Origin of the sequence: Actinotalea endophytica (assembly GCF_025717005.1) — a bacterium.
Classification (GTDB): domain Bacteria; phylum Actinomycetota; class Actinomycetes; order Actinomycetales; family Cellulomonadaceae; genus Actinotalea.
In genome coordinates, this window is record NZ_JAOVZU010000006.1 from 199,647 (window position 1) to 221,039 (window position 21,393).

Annotated in this window: 20 protein-coding genes; 15 read left to right on the forward strand and 5 right to left on the reverse strand. The window is 71.3% G+C overall.

Annotation, left to right across the window (positions count from 1 at the left end; all coding sequences use genetic code 11):
• The first annotated feature begins 81 nt into the window (after positions 1-81).
• Together OEB99_RS11990 and OEB99_RS11995 are read left to right on the forward strand one after the other, a co-directional pair.
• Entirely contained in the window at positions 82-1,584 is a 1,503-nt protein-coding gene (locus tag OEB99_RS11990; RefSeq protein ID WP_263577499.1) for a sugar ABC transporter ATP-binding protein, read from the forward strand.
• An 11-nt stretch (positions 1,585-1,595) separates the two neighbouring features.
• Positions 1,596-2,612, forward strand: coding sequence for an ABC transporter permease (locus OEB99_RS11995; RefSeq protein ID WP_263577500.1), 1,017 nt, complete (start codon positions 1,596-1,598; stop codon positions 2,610-2,612).
• A gap of 214 nt (positions 2,613-2,826) precedes the next feature.
• Here the strand turns inward: OEB99_RS11995 and OEB99_RS12000 are convergent, their stop codons facing one another.
• Genes OEB99_RS12000 through OEB99_RS12010 form a run of 3 tightly spaced genes read right to left on the reverse strand, consistent with a single transcriptional unit; the run spans position 2,827 to position 6,054 of the window.
• Entirely contained in the window at positions 2,827-4,014 is a 1,188-nt protein-coding gene (locus tag OEB99_RS12000; RefSeq protein WP_263577501.1) for a Gfo/Idh/MocA family protein, read from the reverse strand.
• Positions 4,015-4,024: 10 nt separating this feature from the next.
• A complete protein-coding gene (locus tag OEB99_RS12005; RefSeq protein ID WP_263577502.1) occupies positions 4,025-5,038 on the reverse strand; it encodes a Gfo/Idh/MocA family oxidoreductase in 1,014 nt (337 codons plus the stop codon).
• 20 nt (positions 5,039-5,058) lie between these two features.
• A complete protein-coding gene (locus OEB99_RS12010) occupies positions 5,059-6,054 on the reverse strand; it encodes a Gfo/Idh/MocA family oxidoreductase (protein ID WP_263577503.1) in 996 nt (331 codons plus the stop codon).
• A 132-nt stretch (positions 6,055-6,186) separates the two neighbouring features.
• Between OEB99_RS12010 and OEB99_RS12015 the strand changes: the two genes are divergently transcribed.
• The 7 genes from OEB99_RS12015 (at position 6,187) to OEB99_RS12045 (ending at position 13,806) form a co-directional block, all read left to right on the forward strand.
• The gene (locus tag OEB99_RS12015) at positions 6,187-7,239 is read left to right on the forward strand and encodes a LacI family DNA-binding transcriptional regulator (protein ID WP_263577504.1); all 1,053 of its coding nucleotides are present in this window, start codon (positions 6,187-6,189) and stop codon (positions 7,237-7,239) included.
• A gap of 416 nt (positions 7,240-7,655) precedes the next feature.
• The gene (locus OEB99_RS12020; RefSeq protein WP_263577505.1) at positions 7,656-8,582 is read left to right on the forward strand and encodes a sugar phosphate isomerase/epimerase; all 927 of its coding nucleotides are present in this window, start codon (positions 7,656-7,658) and stop codon (positions 8,580-8,582) included.
• A 33-nt stretch (positions 8,583-8,615) separates the two neighbouring features.
• A complete protein-coding gene (locus tag OEB99_RS12025; protein ID WP_263577506.1) occupies positions 8,616-9,626 on the forward strand; it encodes a Gfo/Idh/MocA family oxidoreductase in 1,011 nt (336 codons plus the stop codon).
• Between the two features lie 100 nt (positions 9,627-9,726).
• A complete protein-coding gene (locus OEB99_RS12030; protein WP_263577507.1) occupies positions 9,727-10,566 on the forward strand; it encodes a sugar phosphate isomerase/epimerase family protein in 840 nt (279 codons plus the stop codon).
• Between the two features lie 71 nt (positions 10,567-10,637).
• Entirely contained in the window at positions 10,638-11,627 is a 990-nt protein-coding gene (iolG, locus tag OEB99_RS12035) for an inositol 2-dehydrogenase (RefSeq protein ID WP_263577508.1), read from the forward strand.
• A gap of 131 nt (positions 11,628-11,758) precedes the next feature.
• Positions 11,759-13,051, forward strand: coding sequence for a D-inositol-3-phosphate glycosyltransferase (gene mshA / locus OEB99_RS12040; RefSeq protein ID WP_263577621.1), 1,293 nt, complete (start codon positions 11,759-11,761; stop codon positions 13,049-13,051).
• A 14-nt stretch (positions 13,052-13,065) separates the two neighbouring features.
• Positions 13,066-13,806, forward strand: coding sequence for a phosphoglyceromutase (locus OEB99_RS12045; RefSeq protein ID WP_263577509.1), 741 nt, complete (start codon positions 13,066-13,068; stop codon positions 13,804-13,806).
• Positions 13,807-13,881: 75 nt separating this feature from the next.
• On the opposite strand, the gene phoU is transcribed toward OEB99_RS12045, so the two are convergent.
• Positions 13,882-14,541, reverse strand: coding sequence for a phosphate signaling complex protein PhoU (gene phoU / locus OEB99_RS12050; RefSeq protein WP_263577510.1), 660 nt, complete (start codon positions 14,539-14,541; stop codon positions 13,882-13,884).
• 207 nt (positions 14,542-14,748) lie between these two features.
• On the opposite strand from phoU, the gene OEB99_RS12055 reads away from it, so the two are divergent.
• From OEB99_RS12055 to pstB, 6 genes are all read left to right on the forward strand, one after another.
• Positions 14,749-15,987 carry a sensor histidine kinase gene (locus tag OEB99_RS12055; RefSeq protein WP_411910692.1) on the forward strand — a complete coding sequence of 413 codons (1,239 nt, stop codon included), beginning with the start codon at positions 14,749-14,751 and terminating at the stop codon, positions 15,985-15,987.
• Positions 15,984-16,667: a response regulator transcription factor gene (locus OEB99_RS12060; protein ID WP_263577512.1), complete on the forward strand. Its 684-nt coding sequence runs from the start codon at positions 15,984-15,986 to the stop codon at positions 16,665-16,667. The genes OEB99_RS12055 and OEB99_RS12060 overlap by 4 nt, the downstream gene beginning before the upstream one ends.
• A 151-nt stretch (positions 16,668-16,818) precedes the next feature.
• Entirely contained in the window at positions 16,819-17,943 is a 1,125-nt protein-coding gene (pstS, locus tag OEB99_RS12065) for a phosphate ABC transporter substrate-binding protein PstS (RefSeq protein WP_263577513.1), read from the forward strand.
• A gap of 172 nt (positions 17,944-18,115) precedes the next feature.
• Positions 18,116-19,030 (forward strand): phosphate ABC transporter permease subunit PstC, encoded by a 915-nt coding sequence (gene pstC, locus OEB99_RS12070; RefSeq protein WP_263577622.1) that lies wholly within the window; start codon positions 18,116-18,118, stop codon positions 19,028-19,030.
• Positions 19,030-19,974: a phosphate ABC transporter permease PstA gene (gene pstA, locus OEB99_RS12075; RefSeq protein WP_263577514.1), complete on the forward strand. Its 945-nt coding sequence runs from the start codon at positions 19,030-19,032 to the stop codon at positions 19,972-19,974. Before pstC ends, pstA begins: the two co-directional genes overlap by 1 nt.
• Positions 19,975-19,998: 24 nt before the next feature.
• A complete protein-coding gene (gene pstB, locus OEB99_RS12080; RefSeq protein WP_263577515.1) occupies positions 19,999-20,778 on the forward strand; it encodes a phosphate ABC transporter ATP-binding protein PstB in 780 nt (259 codons plus the stop codon).
• A gap of 109 nt (positions 20,779-20,887) precedes the next feature.
• Here pstB and OEB99_RS12085 read toward each other — a convergent pair whose 3' ends face one another.
• Positions 20,888-21,352, reverse strand: coding sequence for a hypothetical protein (locus OEB99_RS12085; RefSeq protein ID WP_263577516.1), 465 nt, complete (start codon positions 21,350-21,352; stop codon positions 20,888-20,890).
• Positions 21,353-21,393 lie beyond the last annotated feature (41 nt).

Here is a 21,393-nt window from a genome sequence, read left to right on the forward strand (position 1 = left end):
CTGCCGGGAGCAGTGTCCTCCTGTACCCGCACGACATGGCCTGATGTCCTGTCGTGCGCCAGAACGAAGACGTGAGGCGTCATGGCAGACGAGTTCATCCTCCGGATGGCGAACATCACGAAGACCTTCCCCGGTGTGGTCGCGCTGGACGACGTGAAGCTGGATGTGCGTGCGGGCACCGTGCACGCGCTGATGGGCGAGAACGGCGCAGGCAAGTCCACGCTGATGAAGGTCCTGATCGGGATGTACCAGAAGGACTCCGGCACGGTGACGCTCGAAGGCCGTGAGGTCGAGGTCCACGACACCAAGGGCGGCCTGAACCTGGGGATCTCGATGATCCACCAGGAGCTGTCCCCGGTGCCCGAGATGACCGTGGCCGAGAACATCTACCTCGGTCGCGAGCCGCTCAACCGGTTCAAGCTGGTCGACAAGGCCCTGATGCGCCGCATGGCGCAGGAGCTGTTCGACGAGTGGAACATCCCGCTGAACCCGGGCATGCAGATGAAGGCCCTGACGGTCGCCAGCATGCAGCTCGTGGAGATCGCGAAGGCGATCTCCTACGACGCCAAGGTGATCATCATGGACGAGCCCACCTCGGCGATCACCGAGCGTGAGGTCGACCTGCTGTTCGCGATGATCCGCCGGCTGCGGGACCGCGGGACCGCGATCATCTACATCAGCCACAAGATGGACGAGATCTTCCAGATCGCCGACGAGGTCACGATCTTCCGGGACGGGCAGTGGGTGCTGACCCAGTCCACCGCGGAGATGACCCAGCAGTCGCTGATCACCGCGATGGTCGGTCGCGAGCTGACCCAGATGTTCCCCAAGGAGCACGCCGAGATCGGCGAGGTGCTCCTGGAGGTGAAGAACCTCAACCGTGGCCGGCTGGTCAAGGACGTGTCGTTCACGCTGCGTCGCGGCGAGATCCTCGGCCTGGCCGGGCTGGTCGGCGCCGGTCGCACCGAGGTGCTGGAGACGATCTTCGGGGTCCACCGGGCCGAGTCGGGCGAGATCCTGGTCGACGGGAAGCCCGTGCAGATCAAGCAGCCGAAGGACGCGATCAACGCCGGGATGGCCCTGCTGACCGAGGATCGGCGCGCGACCGGGATCATGGGCGTGCTCTCGGTGCGGGACAACATGCTCGCCGCCGCGCTGCGTCGCTACAGCCCGGGCGGCTTCGTCGACGCCAAGCGCCTGGAGGAGGCCGCGGAGGAGCAGCGCAAGGCGCTCGCGATCAAGACTCCGAGCCTGGACCAGCTGATCAAGAACCTGTCCGGCGGCAACCAGCAGAAGGTGCTCGTCTCGCGCTGGCTGCTGACCCTGCCCGACATCCTGATGATCGACGAGCCGACGCGGGGTATCGACGTCGGCGCGAAGTCGGAGATCCACCGGCTCATCTCGACCATGGCCAAGGAGGGCAAGGCGATCTTGATGGTCTCCTCCGAGATGCCGGAGATCCTCGGGATGAGCGACCGGGTCCTGGTCATGCACGAGGGCGAGGTCACTGGCGAGGTGCCCCGCGCCGAGGCCACGCAGGACAAGATCATGCAACTCGCCACCGGCACCGAAGCCGCGGCCTGAGAGGGAAACTGATGTCCACCACCACCAATGCCCCGGCTGAGGCTCCGAGCTCGACCGCTGCGCGGTTCAACCTGGGCGCCTTCGCCAAGAAGTACCTGATCGTCCTGATCCTGATCGGCCTGGTCATCCTGCTGACGATCCTGACCGACGGCGCCTTCATCAAGACGCAGAACCTGATCAACGTGATCCGCCAGGTCTCCGCGATCGGCATCATCGCGGCCGGCATGGTCTTCGTCATCATCACGCTCGGCATCGACCTGTCGGTCGGCTCGATCGTGGCGATGTCGGCGGTCGTCGGCGCGAGCCTGGCCCAGACCGCCGACGCCGCGGTGATCAAGTTCCCCGGTCTCGACGTCCCCGTGATCGTCGCCGTCCTGGCCGGCCTCGCGGTGGGTGCCGGGGCAGGCTTCGTGAACGGATTCTTGATCACCAAGTTCAAGATCGCGCCGTTCATCGCGACCCTCGGCATGATGACCGCAGGTCGTGGCGCCGCCTACATCTTCTCCAACGGTCGCCCGATCTCGACCCTCAAGGACGGCTACAACTGGATCGGCCAGGGCTCGCTGCTCGGCGTCCCGGTCCCGATCCTGCTGTTCGCGATCGTCGTGCTGATCGCCTCGGTCATGCTCAACCGGACCCGCTTCGGCCGCTACACCTATGCGATCGGCGGCAACGAGCAGGCGGCACGGGTCTCCGGCATCAACATCGACCGGGTCAAGCTCGGCATCTACGTGTTCATCGGCACCCTCGCCGGCCTCGCGGGCCTGGTGCTCTCGGCCCGGATCGGTTCCGGCAACCCGACGCTGGGCACGGGCCTCGAGCTCGACGTCATCGCCGCGACCGTCATCGGTGGCACGAGCTTCGCCGGCGGCATCGGCACCATCTGGGGCTCGGTCGTCGGTGCTCTGATCATCGGCTCGATCAACAACGGCCTGGACCTGCTGAACGTCTCGCCGTTCTGGCAGCAGGTCGTCAAGGGTCTGATCATCGTCGTCGCGATCATCATCGACGAGCGCAAGAACAGATAGCCGGCTCGGCGCGACGGGGCCCTGCCGAGCTCGGCGGGGCCCCGTCCGCATCCGGGCGCCGGTGGTGGGCGTGCCGGAGCCGGCCCGGCCGCGGGGGGGGGGGCCGGGGCCGGGGGGGGGGGGGGGGCGGGCGGGGGGGGGCTGGCCGCACCCGCCCCGCCCGCGTCGTGGCCCCCGGACCGTCGCGGTCCGGGGCCCTCGACGTGTGCGTGGCTCAGCTCGCGAAGGTGGTCCGCCCGGTCGGCGCGGGCACGTCGCGCCACGAGCCGTCGGCCGCGGACTCCTCGGCCGCGTGCGCGACCTCGGCGGCGGCGAGGCCGTCGGCCACCGAGGGGGCCTTCTGCTCGCCGGTCAGCACCGACTCCAGGAACAGCGCGGCCTCGATCACCTTGAGGTCGTCGAAGCTGAGCCCCATCCCGGCGCCCACCTGGAAGCGCCCGAAGGCACCCATCGACGGGTCGGTGAGCACGCGCGTGTAGCCGTACCGGCCCTCGTCGCCGAGGCAGACGGCGAGCTCGTTCATCCGCTCGAAGTCCCAGACCGCCGAGCCGCGGGTGCCGTAGACCGCGATCGAGTACTCGCACCGCGGCCCGACCGCGACCCGCGACGACTCGAAGGTGCCGACGGTGCCCGACGCGAAGCGGGTGTGGACCGCGGCCCAGTCCTCGTTCTCGACCGGAAGCATCGGTGCGCCCGCGGCGGCCCGGACCTGGTGGCCGACGCCGCCGACGGCCACCTCGGGACGCTCCGGGATGAACGTCGCGGTGATCGCCGAGACCTCGGTCACGGGGTCGGCGAGCACGTACTGGGCGAGGTCGAAGCCGTGGCTGAGCAGGTCGCCGAGGACCCCGCTGCCGGCCTGGGCCTTGACGAACCGCCAGGTGCGCGGCCCGGTCGGGTCCGCCGAGTAGTCGGCGTCGAGCCGGACCCGCACGTTGGTGACCCGGCCGAGCCGTCCGCTGCGGACGAGCTCGCGCAGGTGGTGGACGGCCGGGGCGTGCCGGTAGTTGAACCCCACTGCGGTCACCAGCTCGGCGGCGTCGACCGCCGCGGCGATCGCGCGCGAGTCCGCCAGGCCGGCGCCCATCGGCTTCTCGATCCAGAACGGCTTGCCGGCGGCGGCCGCGGCCAGGGCGAACTCCTTGTGCAGGAAGTTCGGGGCGGCGATCGAGACGACGTCGACGGCGGGGTCGGCGAGCACCTCGCGGTAGTCGGTGGTGCTGCGGGTGTAGCCGAGCCGGTCGACCAGCCGCTGGGAGTTGGCCTCGACCGTGTCGGCGACCACGACGAGCTCGGGCGAGACGCCGAGCTCGGGGTACTTGTCACCTACCGCGAGGTAGCCGCGCGAGTGCACGGTGCCCATCCAGCCGGCCGAGATGAGGCCGACGCCGATGCGTGTCATGGGGACTCCTTCAGCTCTCGCGGATCTCGGCGATGGTGACGGGGCGGTGCTCGCGCATCGAGATGCCGCACGCCTCGGCGACGTACAGCGCCTCGAGCGCCTCGGCCGGCGTGCACGGGCTCGGGGCCCGACCGGCCGCGACGTCCACGAACGTGGCGAGCTCGGCCCGGTACGCGGCCTCGAAGCGCTGGTGGTAGGTCTGGTAGGGCTCGGCCGGGGTCCAGGACAGGGCGGCCGGGTCCTCGGCGGTGACCAGCGGCGCGCGGTCGTCGAGCCCCACGAACCGGGAGTCGGCCGACCCGTGCAGCTCGAGGCGGACGTCGTGACCCGAGCCGTGGTAGCGCGTCGCGGAGACCAGCGCGGTCATCTCGTCGTCGTAGGTGATCAGCGCGTTGCAGGTGTCCACGTCGCCGCCGTCGCGGAAGAAGTCCGCGCCCATGTTCGAGCCGGTGCCCCAGACCGAGACGGCCTGCCGCCCGGTGAGCCATGCGATCGCATCGACGTCGTGGATCGAGCAGTCCTTGAACAGCCCGCCCGAGGTCGGGATGTAGGCCGCGGGCGGGGGAGACACGTCGTACGTGGTCGCGTGCACGGTGTGCACGAACCCCAGCGACCCGCTCCGGTACGCGTCCCGTGCGGCGAGGTAGCCGGCGTCGAACCGGCGCTGGAAGCCGATCTGCACGGGCACGTCGGGGCGGGCGGCGGCGTGCTCGACGACCGCGCGCGTCGTGGGCACGTCGAGCGCGATCGGCTTCTCGGTGAACACCGCGACACCCGCGTCGAGCGCGCGGTGCAGCAGCGGAGCGTGGGCGGACGTGTTCGCAGTGATCACCACGCCGTCGACGCCCGCGCCGAACGCGTCGTCGGCCGAGACGTGAGTGGCCTTCGGGCTGATGGCGGCGAGGGCCGCCGCGCGGTCGGGGTCGCCGTCGGCCACCAGGAGCTCGGTCACGGCGTCGAGCGCGACCAGGCGGCGCGCGTGGGCCGCGCCGATCTGGCCGGCGCCGACGAGGGCGATGCGCATGGGTCCTCCTCGCGGACGGGTCAGTGCTCGATGCGGACCGGTCGCCCGGTGCGCAGGGACTCGGTGGCGGCCTCGGCGACGCGCTGCGCGATCAGCCCGTCCTCGAGCGACGGCTCGGGTGCGACGCCCGCGTCGAGGGCCGACACGAACGCGTCGAGCGCCGCGGGGTACGTCGCGGCCATCCGTTCGAACCAGCCGGTGTCGATGCCGGTGCTCGTCACGGTGCCGGTCGTGTACCGGGACACGGCGCCGGTCCGGACGCGGCCGGACTCGACCATGCCTGCGGAGCCGGCCACCTCGATCCGCTCGTCGTAGCCGTAGGCGGTCCGGCGTGCGGAGTCGATCTGGCACAGGGCGCCGTTGCTCAGGCGCAGGGTCGCGACCGACGTGTCGACGTCGGGGACGTCGGCGACCGCCGGGTCCGCGAGCGCTGCCCCGGCGACGTAGACCTCGACCGGCTCGAGCCCGGTGATCCAGCGCAGCAGGTCGAAGAAGTGCACCGTCTGGTCGCGCAGCTGGCCGCCGGAGACCGCGAGGTAGGACAGCGGGGGAAGCGACGGTCCGCGGCTGGTCATCTGGACGAGCTCCACGGCGCCGACCTCGCCGGCGCGGACCGCGTCGTGCAGCGCACGGTGGTTGGCGTCGAACCGTCGGTTGAAGTCGACCATGGCCGGGATGCCCGAGGCCCGCACGGCGTCGACCGCGCGCTCGGCGGTGGCCAGCGACAGGTCGATCGGCTTCTCGCACAGCACGGCCTTGTCCGCGCGCGCGGCGGCGTGCAGCACGGCGGCGTGGGTGTCGGTCGAGGACGCGATCAGGACGGCGTCGACCTGGGGGTCGGCGAAGACGGTCGCCACGTCGGCCGTGGCCGCGGCGCCGGTGCCGGCGGCCAGCGCGCGCGCCCGGGCGAGGTCGGGGTCCGCGACGGTCCGCAGCTCGACGCCGGGGTGCGCGGCGAGGGAGCGCGCGTGGACCGCGCCGATGAAGCCGGCGCCGACGAGGGCGAACCTGTGCACGGGATCCCTTCCGGGCGCGACGGTGAGCGAGGTGGGTCGATGCCGACCGATCGCTTGTGGACCGGTCCATCGATCGTCCAAACTAGAGGCCGGAGGCGGTAGTGTCAAGGCCGTCGTACGGAGGGAGGGGCGGTGCCTGGACCGACGATCCGCACGGTCGCCGAGCGGGCCGGGGTGTCGAAGTCCCTGGTCTCCCTCGTGCTGCGCGACTCGCCGCACGTCAGCCCCGAACGCCGGGCCGCGGTGCTCGCAGCGATCGAGGAGCTCGGCTACCGGCCGCACGCCGCGGCCCGGGCGCTGTCCGAGTCGCGGGCGCGCGCGGTCGGCGTCCTCGTGGACGACCTGCGCAACCCGTGGTACCTCGGCGCGCTCGAGGGCCTGCAGAGCGTGCTCGGCCGCGCGGGCCTGCAGGTGCTGCTCGCCGACCACCGACTGGACGTCGCCGGCGGCGAGACGTTCGTGCGCAGCATGCTCGAGATGCGCGCGGACGGGATCGTGCTGGTCGGCTCGCTGCAGCCGTCGCGGGCGATCGAGGAGGTGGCCCGTGCGCTGCCCACCGTGGTGCTCGGCAACCGCGACCTCGACCTGCCCGGCGTCCTGACCGTCGCCGCGGACGACGCGGTCGGGGACCGCTTGGCGGTCGAGCACCTCGTGGCCCTCGGGCACCGTCGGATCGCCGCGGTCGGCGTCACCTCGACCACGGTCGGCCGGATCCGGCTGGACGCCTATCGCCGGTCGATGAGCGCCGTCGGCCTCGACGAGCACGTCGCGGTCGAGGTCGACGAACCCACCGAGGACGGCGGGTACCGCGCCGCGATCCGGCTGCTCGGCTCGAGCCCGCGGCCGACGGCGGTGGTCTGCTACAACGACATGACGGCGCTCGGCGCGATGTCCGCCGCGCGCGACCTCGGGCTGTCGGTGCCCGACGACCTGTCCGTGATCGGGTACGACAACACCCACCTCGCCGGGTTGCGGCACATCGACCTGGCGAGCGTGGACCTCGCGTCGCGGGAGATCGGCGAACGGGCCGCCCGCGCGCTGCTCGTCGCCCGCGGGGCCGGCAGCCCGGTCGGCGCTCGGGGCGAGGGTGACGGCGACGGCGTGGCGTCGCGGGCGGGCGGTCTCGAGCTCGTCCCACCGCGGCTCGTGGTGCGCGGCTCGGTGGGGCCCGCACCATCCGCCTGAGGACGTCGGGGGCCCGGCCGGTCGGTGGGACCAAGGCCCCGCGACCCGGGTCCCGTCCCGCCGTTCTCGCCGCTTCCTCGAACGCAGACGAACGTATGTCCAGACATATTCTTGACAGCCCATGCGGTCGCGGATAACGATGAGCACGAACCCGGGGCGGCGCGTGCGACACCCGACCGAGCGCCCGGGTCCGGCGGCCATCCGGCCGCCGGGAGGCGGCCGAGTCCGGGTCCAGCGTGGGACCCGGGGGGAGTCGAGGACGACGTGGCTCTCGCGCTTCTGCGCCACCCGAGGACGGGCAGCGGCCCGCGCCTCGGCGCTGCGTCGGCAACCACCTGTCTCAGTGCACCCGGCCAGGAAGGTGAGCCCCGGCCGGGAGTGCCCGCACGCTCACACCACCCAGGGAAGAGGAACACATGAGCAAGGCGCGCAACACCGATCCTCGGTACTCGAAGCTGGCGATCGGGGTCTGCCCGGACCAGTGGGGCGTCTGGTTCCCGGAGGACCCGCAGCAGATCCCGTGGCGGACCGCACTGGCCGAGATGGCCGAGGCGGGCTTCGAGCTGATGGAGACCGGGCCGTTCGGGTACTTCCCGAAGGACCCCAAGGAGCTCCAGAAGGTGATGGACGAGTTCGGCTTCAAGGTGGTCGCCGGCACCGGGTGGGGCATCCTGCACAAGCCCGAGGTGTGGGCCGAGACCGAGGCCTTCTTCCGCCAGGTCGCCGAGACCCACGCCGCCGTCGGCGCGGAGTACATCGTCCACCTGCCCCCGATGTTCCGCGACGAGCACACCGGCGACTTCACCGACGAGCGCGTGCTGACCGGGGACAACTGGAAGGCCTACGTGGACAACGCCAACCGGCTCGGGCAGATCCTGCTCGACGAGTACGGCCTCAAGATGGCGCTGCACCCGCACGGCGACTCGCACATCGAGACCCCCGAGGACATCGACAAGATCTTCGCCGCGACCGACCCGACCTACGTCAACCTGTGCCTGGACACCGGCCACATCGTCTACGGCGGCGGCGACCCGATCGAGATGATCAAGAAGTACCCCGAGCGGATCGCGTACGTGCACATCAAGGCGTTCGACGAGGACATCACCAAGCAGGCCCACGACGAGGACTGGCCGTTCGTCAAGGCCGTCGCTGCCGGCGCCTCGGTGCGTCCGCCGGCCGGTGCGCCCGACATGCAGGAGCTGGTCGACGCGCTCGCCGACCTGGACAAGGACATGTACGTCGTGTGCGAGCAGGACCTGTACCCCTGCGACCCGCGCCTGCCGCTGCCCAACGCCGTGATGACCCGCCAGTACCTGGCGTCGGTCGGTCTCGGCCTGCTCTGAGATCTGATCAGCCTCGATCAAGGGAGATCGACCATGACCGTTCGCATCGGCATCATCGGCCCGGGAGGGATGGGCAAGGCCCACATCGACCGGATCGTCAACGAGCTGGCCGGTGGCCAGGTGGTCGCGGTGTTCGACGTGGACGCCGCCAATGCCGCCGCGGTCGCCGGACCGCTCGGCGCGGCGGTGTACGCCTCCACGGACGAGCTGATCGGCGCCGCGGACGTCGACGCCGTGATGATCACCAGCGGCGGTCAGTTCCACGAGGCCGATCTGATCAAGACGATCGAGGCAGGCAAGCCGGTGTTCTGCGAGAAGCCGCTCACCAAGACCGCCGACGCGGCGGTCCGGGTGATGGCGGCCGAGCAGGCGGCGGGCAGGAAGCTCGTCACGGTGGGGTTCATGCGGCGCTTCGACCGCTCGTACAACGAGATGAAGGAGGTCCTCGACGCGCGTGAGCTCGGCGAGGCGATCCTGGTGCACAACCGGCACCGCAACCCCACCGTGCCGGAGTCGTACACCGCGGACATGGCGATCAACGACACCGCGATCCACGAGATCGACACCATGCGGTGGCTGCTCGGTGAGGAGATCGTCAAGGTCCGGGTCGACAAGCCGAAGAAGACCACCAACCGGTTCCCGCACCTGCAGGACCCGCTGGTCATGGTGATGCAGACCGAGTCCGGTGTGCTGATCGACGACGAGGTCTTCGTCAACATCCAGTACGCGTACGACATCCGGTGCGAGCTCGTGCTCGAGTCCGGCACGGTCGAGCTGGCCGACCAGAACGTCATCTCCCGCCGGGACGCCCAGGGCGCCCGGAACCGGATGACGATGGATCACAACCAGCGGTTCCACCTGGCGTTCAACACCGAGCTCCAGCAGTGGATCAACGCGGTCGCCAAGGGCGAGCACACCGGGTCGTCCTCGTGGGACGGCTACGCCGCTGCCGTGGTCTGCGACGCAGGGGTCGCGTCGCTCGAGAGCGACGGCGAGGGCTGGGTCGAGGTCCAGCTGATGGCCAAGCCCGCGCTGTACGCCTGAGGCAGGACGGGCCGGCGCCCCCAGGGGGCGCCGGCCCCGGCCTCGTCGCTACGCCGAATCGAAGGGGCGTGCCCTGGGCGATCTGGCCCTGGACCCGAACATGTACTACCCGGCGATGCCGGTGTCGCGGACGTTGTTCAAGGCGGCCGAGCTCGGGTACCGGTTCATCGAGATGTCGCCGAACGCCGAGGTGCACTTCTGGAAGCGGTACCCGAAGGCGGACAAGGACCTGATCGCCGAGCTGAACCAGGCCCAGGCCGCCTCCGGGGTGCGGATCCGCACGCTGAACCCGGTGTACAACTGGTCGAGCACCGACGAGGCCGAGCGTCAGGCGCAGGTGGGGGCGTTCCGCCGGCTGCTGGAGATCGCCGACGCGCTGGACGTGCGGCAGATCGCGAGCGAGTTCTCCGGCGACCCGAACACCCCGGTGGAGTGCGAGTACCAGTGGTACAAGTCGATCGGTGAGCTCGCGCCGACGTTCGAGAAGTACGGGATCCGGTTGACGATGGAGCCGCACCCGTACGACTTCGTCGAACGCCACGACGACGCGTACTCGATCGTGCGCGGGACGGACCTGGACTGGATCGGGTACGAGTACTGCTGCCCGCACACCTTCCACCTCGACGACGGCGTCGGTGACGTCGCGCGGATGATCACCTCCAGCGCGCCCAAGCTGTGGGAGGTGCACATGGCGAACGCGTTCAACCACAAGGCCAACGACGGCAACCGGTACATCATCAACCCACCGGGCGTGGACGCCCGGGTGCACCAGCACAACGAGATCGGCCTGGGCGACGTCCCGTTCGACACCGTGTTCCAGACCCTGCGCGACATCTCCTTCGACGGCGTCGTGTCGGTGTGCGTGTTCGGCTGGCACGAACGCGCCGACCAGATCCACACCGCGATGCGCGAGCGCATCGAGTCCGAGCTCGGCGGCTGACCCACGAACCCGGCGGCCGCGGCCGACTGCCACGCCGCACCAACCCCTCGAGTCCACGAAAGGACACCCACATGCTCAAGTTCGCGATCATCGGTGCAGGGCGGATCGGCGGCGTGCACGCGCGTGCCGTCGCAGGGCACCCGGCCGGCGAGCTCGCCCTCGTCGCCGACCCGGTCGGGGACGCGGCCGCGCGTCTCGCGGCGGGCTACGGCGCCGCGTCGACCACCGATGTGGCCGACGTCTTCGCGTCGGACGTCGACGCGGTGATCGTCGGCTCGCCGACCCCGTTCCACGTCGACCAGATCATCGCGGCGGTCGAGGCCGGCAAGGCCGTGCTCGCCGAGAAGCCGGTCGACCTCGACCTGGCGCGCGCCGACGAGTGCGTCGCGGCCGTGGGCGACCGTGCCGACCGCGTGATGCTGGGCTTCAACCGTCGCTTCGACCCCGGCTTCGCCGAGGTCCGGGCGCGGATCGACGCCGGCGAGATCGGTGAGGTCGAGCAGCTGACCATCATCAGCCGCGACCCGGCCGCGCCGCCGGCCCAGTACCTGACGAACTCCGGCGGCATCTTCCGGGACATGACGATCCACGACCTCGACATGGCGCGCTTCCTGCTCGGCGACATCGTCGAGGTGACCGCGGTCGGGCAGAACTTCGCCGAGGACATCAAGGAGATCGGCGACTTCGACGGCGCGGTGCTCACGCTGCGCGGCGCGAACGGCGGCGTCGCGACGATCATCAACTCGCGGCACTGCGCCACCGGGTACGACCAGCGGGTCGAGGCGTTCGGCCCGCGGGGTTCGCTGCGCGCGGAGAACCACACCGCGACCCGCGTGCAGTTCTTCGGTGCGGAGGTCTCGGGTGCGTCGGGTCCGTACCTGAACTTCTTCCTCGAGCGGTACACCGAGGCGTACGCGGCCGAGCTCGACCACTTCATCACGTCGATCGAGGCCGGCAAGGCGCCGTCGCCGTCGCTGTGGGACGGGCGCGAGGCGCTCGCCCTCGCCGACGCCGCGACCAGGTCGGCCCACTCGGGCGGCACCCCCGTCACCCTCGGCTGACCGCCACCCACGTCGGCCACGCGGGCCCCGACCGGACACCCCGGTCGGGGCCCGCGGCGTCCGCGTCGGTCGCGCACCTGCGCGGACGGGGGCCGACAATGGTCGTCGGTCTGCCGAGGAGAGGGGGCGTGATGGGCCGCCGCGTCGCGATGCTCTCGGTGCACACCTCGCCGCTGGACCAGCCCGGGACCGGCGACGCGGGCGGCATGAACGTCTACGTCGCAGGGCTCTCCCGCGCGTTGGCCGCCCGCGGCGACGAGGTCGAGGTCTTCACCCGCGCGGTGTCCGCGGACCAGCCGGGCACGGTCGAGCTCGTACCGGGCGTGCTGGTGCGGCACGTCGCCGCGGGTCCGTACGGAGAACTGGACAAGGACGACCTTCCGGCGGTGCTGCTCGCGTTCGCCGACGGGGCGACGCGGGCCGCGGGCGGGCGCGGCGCCGCACCGTTCGACGTGCTCCACTCGCACTACTGGCTCTCCGGGCAGGTCGGCCGCGCGCTGGCGCCGGCCTGGGGTGTCCCGCTCGTGCACACCATGCACACCCTCGCGAAGGTGAAGAACGCCACGCTCCCGCCCGGTGACCGGCTCGAGCCGGAGGCGCGCGTCGTCGGCGAGGAGCAGGTCGTGGCGGCGGCCGACGCCCTGGTCGCGAGCACCGCGGAGGAGCGGGCCGACCTCGTGGACCTCTACGGAGCCCGGCCCGACCGGGTGCACGTCGTCGCGCCCGGCGTCGACCTGAGCACGTTCCGCCCCGGCGCGGACCCGCAGGACGCCGACGCGAGCGCCGCAGCCCGCCGCCGGACGCGGGCGACCCTGGGCCTCGACCCCGCCGAGCCGGTCGTGCTGTTCGCCGGCCGGGTCCAGCCGCTGAAGTCCCCGGACGTGCTGGTCGCCGCGCTCGCCGAGCTGCGTGCGCAGGGCAGGACGGTGCCCCGGCTGGTCGTGGTCGGCGGGCCGAGCGGGCACCCGGGGGCGGTCGACGAGCTCGCGCGGCATGCGCGTGAGCTCGGGGTGGGGGACCGCCTGCGGCTCGAGCCGGCGCGTCCGCAGGACGAGCTCGCGCACTGGATGCGGGCCGCCGACGTGGTCGCCATGCCGTCCCGGTCGGAGTCGTTCGGCCTCGTCGCGGCCGAGGCCCAGGCGTGCGCGACGCCGGTCGTCGCGACCGGCGTCGGTGGGCTGCGGACGGTCGTCGCCGACGGCGTGTCCGGCGTCCTGGTCCGTGGCCACGACTCTCGCCTGTGGGCGGCAGCGCTCGGCGACCTGCTCGACGACCCCGATCGCCGGGCCGCGCTCGGCGCCGGGGCGTGGCGTCGCGCGGCGCGGATGGGCTGGGACACCGCGGCCGACGAGATGGTCGCCGTCTACGACCTCGCGGCACACGACCGCAGGCCGCAGGTCCCGCGGGCGGCCGTCGGGCGATGAGGCAGGATGGCCCCATGACCTACTCCTTGGTGCTGCTCCGCCACGGCGAGAGCGAGTGGAACGCGAAGAACCTGTTCACCGGTTGGGTGGACGTGCCCCTGTCCGCGAAGGGCGTCGAGGAGGCCACCCGCGGCGGGACCCTGCTCACCGACGCCGGCGTGCTGCCGGACGTCGTGCACACCTCGCTCCTGCGGCGGGCGATCACCACGGCGAACCTGTCGCTGGACTCGGCCGACCGGCACTGGATCCCGGTCAAGCGCAGCTGGCGGCTCAACGAGCGGCACTACGGCGCGCTGCAGGGCAAGAACAAGAAGCAGACGCTCGACGAGTTCGGCGAGGAGCAGTTCATGCTCTGGCGCCGCTCGTACGACGTCCCGCCGCCCGCGATCGAGCCCGGCTCGGAGTTCTCCCAGGACGCCGATCCCCGCTACGCGGACGCCCCGGAGGTGCTCACCGAGTGCCTCAAGGACGTGCTCGAGCGCGCGCTGCCCTACTGGCACAGCGACATCGTGCCGGACCTCGAGGCCGGCAAGACCGTCCTGGTCGCCGCGCACGGCAACTCGCTGCGCGCGATCGTGAAGTACCTCGACGACATCAGCGACGCCGACATCGCGGGTCTGAACATCCCGACCGGCATCCCGCTGCTGTACGAGCTCGACGAGGAGACCCTCAAGCCGGTGACCAAGGGTGGCACCTACCTCGACCCGGCCGCGGCCGAGGAGGCCATCAAGGCGGTGGCCAACCAGGGTCGCTGACCCCACCCGCGAACGACCGAACGGCCCCGATCCCTCCTGCGGACCGGGGCCGTTCGGCGTCTGAGGTCGTGCGGCTCAATGCGCGCTGTGGTGGTCGGCCACCTCACCGGTGACCAGGTAGACCACGCGCTCGGCCACCGAGACCCCGTGGTCGCCGAACCGCTCGAAGTACCGGGCGCAGAGCGTGACGTCCACCACCTGCTGCGGGGTCATCGTCGCGGGCTCCGCGGCGGTCGCCGCGAAGGTCTCGGTGAGCAACGCGTCGAGCTCGTCGTCGTCGGACTCGAGCTCGGCCGCGAGGTCGACGTCCAGGGTGTCGATCACGGTCGTGACCTTGCGGGCAACCTCGACCGCTGCGTGGTGCATCCCGACGAACGTCGGCCGGATCGAGTCCGGCAGGGCGGCGCCGGGGTAGCGCAGCCGCGCGATCTGGGCGATGTGCCGCGCGAGGTCGCCCATCCGCTCGAGCGAGGCGCTCATCCGCAGCCCGGCGATGATGATCCGCAGGTCGCGTGCGACGGGCTGCTGCTGCGCGATCATCATCACGCAGCGCTCGTCGAGGTCGCGTTCCATCGCGTCGATGGTGTGGTCGTCGGCGATCACGCTCTCGGCCAGGGCCAGGTCTCCGGTGAGCAGCGCCGTGCCGGCCGAGGAGATGGCGGTCTCGACGAGGCGGCTCATCGCGATGAGGTCCTCGCCGAGTGCTGTGAGCTCGGCGGTGAAGATGTCCCGCATGTGATCCCTTCCGGTCGTCGCGCCACGGTCGCAGGCCCGGGTGAACGGATCACCACGACCAGATGAACATCCTTCCGCCGCCAGGCGTACGTTCGCGCGGGGACGCGCCGCGTGCCCCTGTGGCAACCGTACGCTGGTCGGGTGGGCCTGGGACTGGAGCTGCTGGCCGCCGGCCTGCTCGGCGTCGTCGTCGGTGTCGTGGCAGCCATGGCGTTCCGACGCAGCGAGCGCGAGCAGCTGACTGCGGAGCCGGCTCCGCCACCGGAGCTGGACGACGCCGCCGCCGGTGTGCTCGCCCTGCTGCGCTCCGCGACCGTCGTGCTCCGACGCGACGGGACGGTCGTGCGCGCGAGCGCCGAGGCCCACTCGTTCGGTCTGCTGGCGGGCGACCGGATCGCGCCCGGTCCGGTGCGCACCGTGGTCGAGGACGTCGTCGCGGACGGCGAGACCCGGGACGCCGAGCTGGAGCTGCCCCGCGGCCGGTTCGGCCAGGCCACCCGGTTGCTGCAGGTCCGGGTCGCGCCGCTGGGCCAGAGCCTGGTGCTGCTGCTCGCCGACGACCACACCGAGGCGCGGCGGGTCGAGCAGGTCCGCCGCGACTTCGTGGTGAACGTGTCCCACGAGCTCAAGACGCCGATCGGCGCGATGTCGCTGCTCGCGGAGACGGTCGAGCAGGCCGCGGACGACCCCGAGGCCGTGCGCCGGTTCTCCGGCCGCATCCAGACCGAGGCGGCCCGGCTCTCGGCCCTCGTGCAGGAGATCCTCGAGCTGTCCCGTCTCCAGGTGTCCGACACCCTCACCGACGCCGGCCCGGTGTCGGTCGACGACGTCGTCGCCGAGGCCGTGGACCGTGCGCGGACCGGCGCGGTCGCCAAGGAGATCGAGCTGGACGTCGGTGGTGACCGCGGCCTGCGGGTCTGGGGTGTCGCGGACCTGCTGGTCACCGCGCTGCGCAACCTGCTCGACAACGCCGTCTCCTACTCCGAGCCGGGCACCAGGATCGGGGTCGGGGTCACCGAGCGAGGGGGTGCGGTCGAGATCGCGGTGGTCGACCAGGGCATCGGGATCGCGGCGGACGACCTGCCCCGGCTGTTCGAGCGGTTCTACCGGGTGGACCCGGCCCGCTCCCGGGACACCGGCGGCACGGGTCTCGGCCTCAGCATCGTCAAGCACGTCGTCGGCGACCACGGTGGGGACGTCTCGGTCTGGTCCGAGCCCGGGAAGGGTTCGACGTTCACGGTGCGCCTCCCGCTCGTCGGCGAGCAGCCGCCGGAGCATGTGATCGACCACCTGGGGGCCGGCCGGCCGGCGGCGTCGGCGGGGCCGTCGAACGCAGCGCCGACCGACGGGTCGACCCCGGACCCGACCGCCGACCCGACCGCAGCGCCGACTGGCAGGACGTCCGCCCGCGAGTCGCACACCACCGAGGGGAGAACCCGCCGATGACCCGCATCCTCGTGGTCGAGGACGAGGAGTCCTACCGCGAACCGCTGGCCTACCTGCTGCGCAAGGAGGGCTTCGACGTCTCGCTCGCGGCGACCGGGCCGGACGCGCTCGCCGAGTTCGACCGCGGCGGTGCCGACCTGGTCCTGCTCGACCTCATGCTCCCCGGCATGAGCGGCACCGACGTGTGCCGCGCGCTGCGCACCCACAGCCAGGTCCCGGTGATCATGCTCACCGCGAAGGACAGCGAGATCGACAAGGTCGTCGGCCTGGAGATCGGGGCGGACGACTACGTCACCAAGCCGTACTCCTCGCGGGAGCTGCTCGCCCGCATCCGTGCCGTGCTGCGTCGGCACGTCGAGCCCGTCGAGGCCGACGACGCGGTGATCGAGGTCGGCAACGTCCGCCTCGACCCGGACCGCCACGTCGTCGAGGTGGACGGCGAGCCGACCGCGTTCCCGCTCAAGGAGTTCGAGCTGCTCGAGGTGCTGCTGCGCAACGCGGGCCGGGTGCTGACCCGCGGGCAGCTGATCGACCGGGTGTGGGGATCGGACTACGTCGGGGACACCAAGACGCTGGACGTCCACGTCAAGCGGATCCGCGCGAAGATCGAGACGGACCCCGCCAACCCGACCCGCCTGGTCACCGTCCGCGGCCTGGGCTACAAGGTCAGCGACGACTGAGGTGTGACCCCCGCCACGGGGCGGCACCAAGTCGACCGGTCTCGTTCACCCTCCGTTCACCCTCGCGGGGCCTTCGGGTCACCGGCGCTCCCTAGCGTCTGAGCCAGCCCCGGGCACCCGCCCAGGTGTATCGAGACAGGACGGAACCAGAGTGACCCCCATCCGCAATCGCCGACTTGCCGCGACAGCCGTCATGGGCGCGCTCGCGCTGACCCTGGCCGCGTGCGGCTCCGACAACCCCACCGGTGCTACCTCCTCGAGCTCGTCCTCCTCCGCCTCGGCCGACGACTCGGCCTCCACCTTGAGCGGTGAGATCGTGGGCGCCGGCGCGTCGACGCAGGAGTCCGCGATGAACGCGTGGATCGCCGAGTTCCAGAACGCCAACTCCGGCGTCACCATCTCCTACGACCCGGTCGGTTCGGGCGGCGGCCGCACCCAGTTCATCGACGGCGGCACCGACTGGGCCGGCTCGGACGCGTACCTGACCGACGAGGAGGTGACGGCGGCCGAGGCCACCTGCGGTGGCGAGATCATGGAGCTGCCGATCTACATCTCGCCGATCGCGATCATCTACAACCTCCCGTCGGTGTCCACGCAGATCAACATGTCGGCCGAGACCATCGCCAAGGTCTTCAACGGCGACATCACGATGTGGAACGACCCGGCGATCGCCGCCGACAACGAGGGCGTGGACCTGCCCGACACGGCGATCACCGTCGTGCACCGCTCCGACGAGTCCGGCACGACCAAGAACTTCACCGACTACCTCTCGAAGGCCGCCGGGAGCGCGTGGCCGTACGAGGCCTCCGGTGACTGGCCGGTCGAGGGGCAGCAGTCCGCGCAGGGCACCTCGGGTGTCGTGCAGACCGTCCAGGGCGCCGAGGGCACCATCGGCTACGCCGACGCCTCGCAGGCCGGCAGCCTCGGCACCGTCGCGGTCGGCGTGGGCGACGAGTTCGTGCCCTACTCGGCCGAGGCCGCTGCCGCCGTGGTCGACAGCTCGACCCCGGTCTCGGGCCGCAGCGAGTTCGACTTCGCGATCGACCTCAAGCGCGACACGACCGAGTCCGGCAACTACCCGGTGGTCCTGGTGTCCTACGTGATCGGCTGCGTCAACTACCCGGCCGACCAGGTGGACCTGATGAAGGCGTGGTTCGGCTACATCGTCAGCGCCGAGGGTCAGGACGTCGCGGCGGGTGCCGCCGGCTCCGCTCCGATCTCCGACACGCTGCGCAACGAGGCGATGTCCGCGATCGACGCGATCTCGGCCTCCTGAACACCGCTGCACACGACGGCCGCCCCGGGGGACTCCTCGGGGCGGCCGTCGGCCAGGTACCGTCACTCCACGTGACAGGAAGGTCGACCTCGTGAGTGCACACCGCGCCGACACGGTCGAGGTGGCGATCCCGGACTCGGTGCAGTCCGACCTGCGGCACGGCCGTGCCAGCATGGTCAACCGGTTCTTCCAGTGGGCAGCCACGTTCTCCGGCACCCTGATCCTGCTGACGCTGGCCGCCGTCACCGCGTTCCTCGTGCTCGAGGCGATGCCGGCGTTCACCACCCCGACGGACGAGCTCGCGCACGACGTGTCCTGGTACACGGAGGCGGGGTTCTTCGCCTACGTCGGCCCGCTGGTCTTCGGCACGCTGCTCGCCGCACTCATCGCGCTGATCGTCGGGACACCGCTGGCGATCGGCATCGGCCTGTTCATCTCGCACTACGCGCCCCGCCGCCTGGCGCAGGGCCTGGGCTACCTGGTCGACCTGCTCGCCGCGATCCCCTCCGTGGTCTACGGCCTGTGGGGCGCGATGGTCCTGGCGCCGGCGATCGTGCCGGTGCAGGACTTCCTGTCGACCTACCTCGGCTGGATCCCGCTGTTCGCCGGTCCGCCCTCGACGCCGGCCCGCACGGCGTTCACCGCCGGTCTGGTGCTCGCGGTGATGATCCTGCCGATCGTCACCGCGGTGTGCCGCGAGGTCTTCCTGCAGACCCCCCGCCTGCACGAGGAGGCCGCGCTCGCGCTCGGGGCGACCAAGCTCGAGCTCATCAGCACCGCGGTGCTGCCCTTCGCGCGCGGCGGCATCGTGTCCGGCGCGATGCTCGGGCTGGGTCGCGCACTCGGCGAGACCATGGCGGTGCTGCTGATCCTGTCGCCCGGGGCGACCTACTCGCTGTTCATCCTGCAGGCGGGCAAGCACCAGACGATCGCCGCGAACATCGCGGCCCAGTTCCCCGAGGCGAACACGTCGGGCGTGAGCCTGCTGATCGCGACCGGTCTGGTGCTGTTCCTCATCACCCTCGTGGTCAACATGATCGCGCGCTGGATCGTCGCGCGGCGGGCCGAGTTCTCGGGAGCCAACTGATGGCCGTCGTGCAGGACACCAAGCTCGCGGTCGAGCTGAGCTCGGCCGGCACGTCCGCGGGTCGGCGGTGGGCCGACCGCGCGATGACCGGCCTGGTCGTGCTCGCGTTCCTGATCGCGCTGATCCCGCTGGTCTCGGTCTCCTGGACCGTGATCGTGCGCGGCATCGGGCGGCTCACGCCGTACTTCCTGTCGGTGTCGATGCGGGGCGTCTACGGCGGGATGGACGCCGGCGGCATCTACCACGCGATCATGGGCACCCTCATCATCACGCTGCTCGCGACGTTGATCTCGGTGCCGATCGGTCTGATGACCGCGATCTACCTGGTGGAGTACGGCAAGGGGCCGCTGGCCCGATGGGTGACGTTCTTCGTGGACGTGATGACGGGCATCCCGTCGATCGTCGCCGGTCTGTTCGCCTACGCGTTGTTCGCGCTGATCCTCGGGCCGGGCATCCGGTCGGGGTTCGTCGGCGCGGTCGCGCTCTCGGTGCTGATGATCCCGGTCGTGGTCCGGTCCTGCGAGGAGATGCTGCGGCTCGTGCCGAACGAGCTGCGCGAGGCGTCCTACGCGCTCGGGGTACCCAAGTGGTTGACCGTCGTGCGGATCGTGCTGCGCACCGCGATCGCGGGCATCACGACCGGCGTCATGCTGTCGATCGCCCGGGTGATCGGCGAGACGGCGCCGCTGCTGCTGGTGGCCGGTCAGACCGACTCGATCAACCTCAACCCGTTCAGCGGGCGCATGATGACCCTGCCGGTGTACATCTACAGCCAGTACCGCCAGGGGCTGGTGCCGTGCGCCGCGGATGCCACCGATTGCATCGCGACCATCAACTACGACCGGGCGTGGGCCGCCGCTCTCACGCTCATCATCATCGTGATGGGGCTGAACCTCATCGCCCGACTCATCTCGCGGCTCTTCTCCCCCAAGACCGGCAAGTGACCGGCCGACCGATCTGAGGACATCGTGGGCAAGCGCATCGACGTCAGTGACCTGAACATCTACTACGGCAGCTTCAACGCCGTGGCCGACGTGGCCATGACCATCGAGCCGCGGGCGGTCACCGCGCTGATCGGGCCGTCGGGCTGCGGCAAGTCGACCTTCCTGCGCACCCTCAACCGGATGCACGAGGTCGTGCCGGGCGCGTACGCCGAGGGCAAGGTCGTCATGGACGGCGTGGACCTGTACGGGCCCGGCGTGGACCCCGTCGCGGTCCGCCGGCACGTCGGCATGGTGTTCCAGCGGCCCAACCCGTTCCCGACCATGTCGATCAAGGAGAACGTGCTCGCCGGGGTCAAGCTGAACAACAAGCGGATCGCGAAGTCCGACGCGGAGGACCTGGTCGAGGCGTCCCTGACCGGCGCGAACCTGTGGAACGAGGTCAAGGACCGCCTGGACAAGCCCGGCTCGAGCCTGTCCGGCGGGCAGCAGCAGCGGCTCTGCATCGCCCGCGCGATCGCGGTGAAGCCCTCGGTGCTCCTGATGGACGAGCCGTGCTCCGCGCTGGACCCGATCTCCACGCTCGCGATCGAGGACCTCATCCACGAGCTCAAGGACGACTACACGATCGTCATCGTCACCCACAACATGCAGCAGGCCGCGCGGGTGTCGGACAAGACGGGCTTCTTCAACATCGAGGGCACCGGCAAGCCGGGGCGGCTGATCGAGATGGACGACACCCGGGTGATGTTCTCCTCGCCGGCGAAGAAGGAGACCGAGGACTACATCTCCGGCCGCTTCGGCTGAGCGCCGGCCGGGCCGCCGAGGCGCTGCCGGCCGCGCTCCGCGCGCCCGAGGCGGTGCCGGCCGCGGTGGCGCGAGCGACGTGCGGCGGCACCCGGCGAGCCGGGTGTGCTCAGGGGGTCGGGACGAGGCTCGCGTACGCCTCGAGCGTGCCGTCCAGCACCGGCACGTCCACCGTGGCCGAGCCGTCCACGTCCGAGGCGACCATGATCGTGGTGAGCGCGCCGGGCGGTGCGGGGACCGAGGCGATCGCGACCTCGACGTGGTCGGGCCCGAGCAGCGCGGTCGCGCCGGGCTCGATCTGGACGGTCACCGGGGCGTCGGGAGAGCCGACCTGCGCCGTGATCGCCGCCTCACCGGTGTTGGTCAGGGAGCCGAGCACGGTGCCCGGGTCGCCCTCGGCGGCGGTCAGGACCAGGAGGTTCCCGCCCCGCAGCGCGCCCACCGTGACGTCGATCCCGTCCGATGCCGCGTAGGGCCGCGAGGTCATCTCCGGGGCGCACGCCGACAGGGTCGCGGCCGCCGCGACCGCGAGGGCGACGAGTGCCGCACGGCGGCGGACGAAGCGGCTGCTCACGATGCTCTCCCAGGTCCAAGGTCCCGTGCGCGGACAGCCTA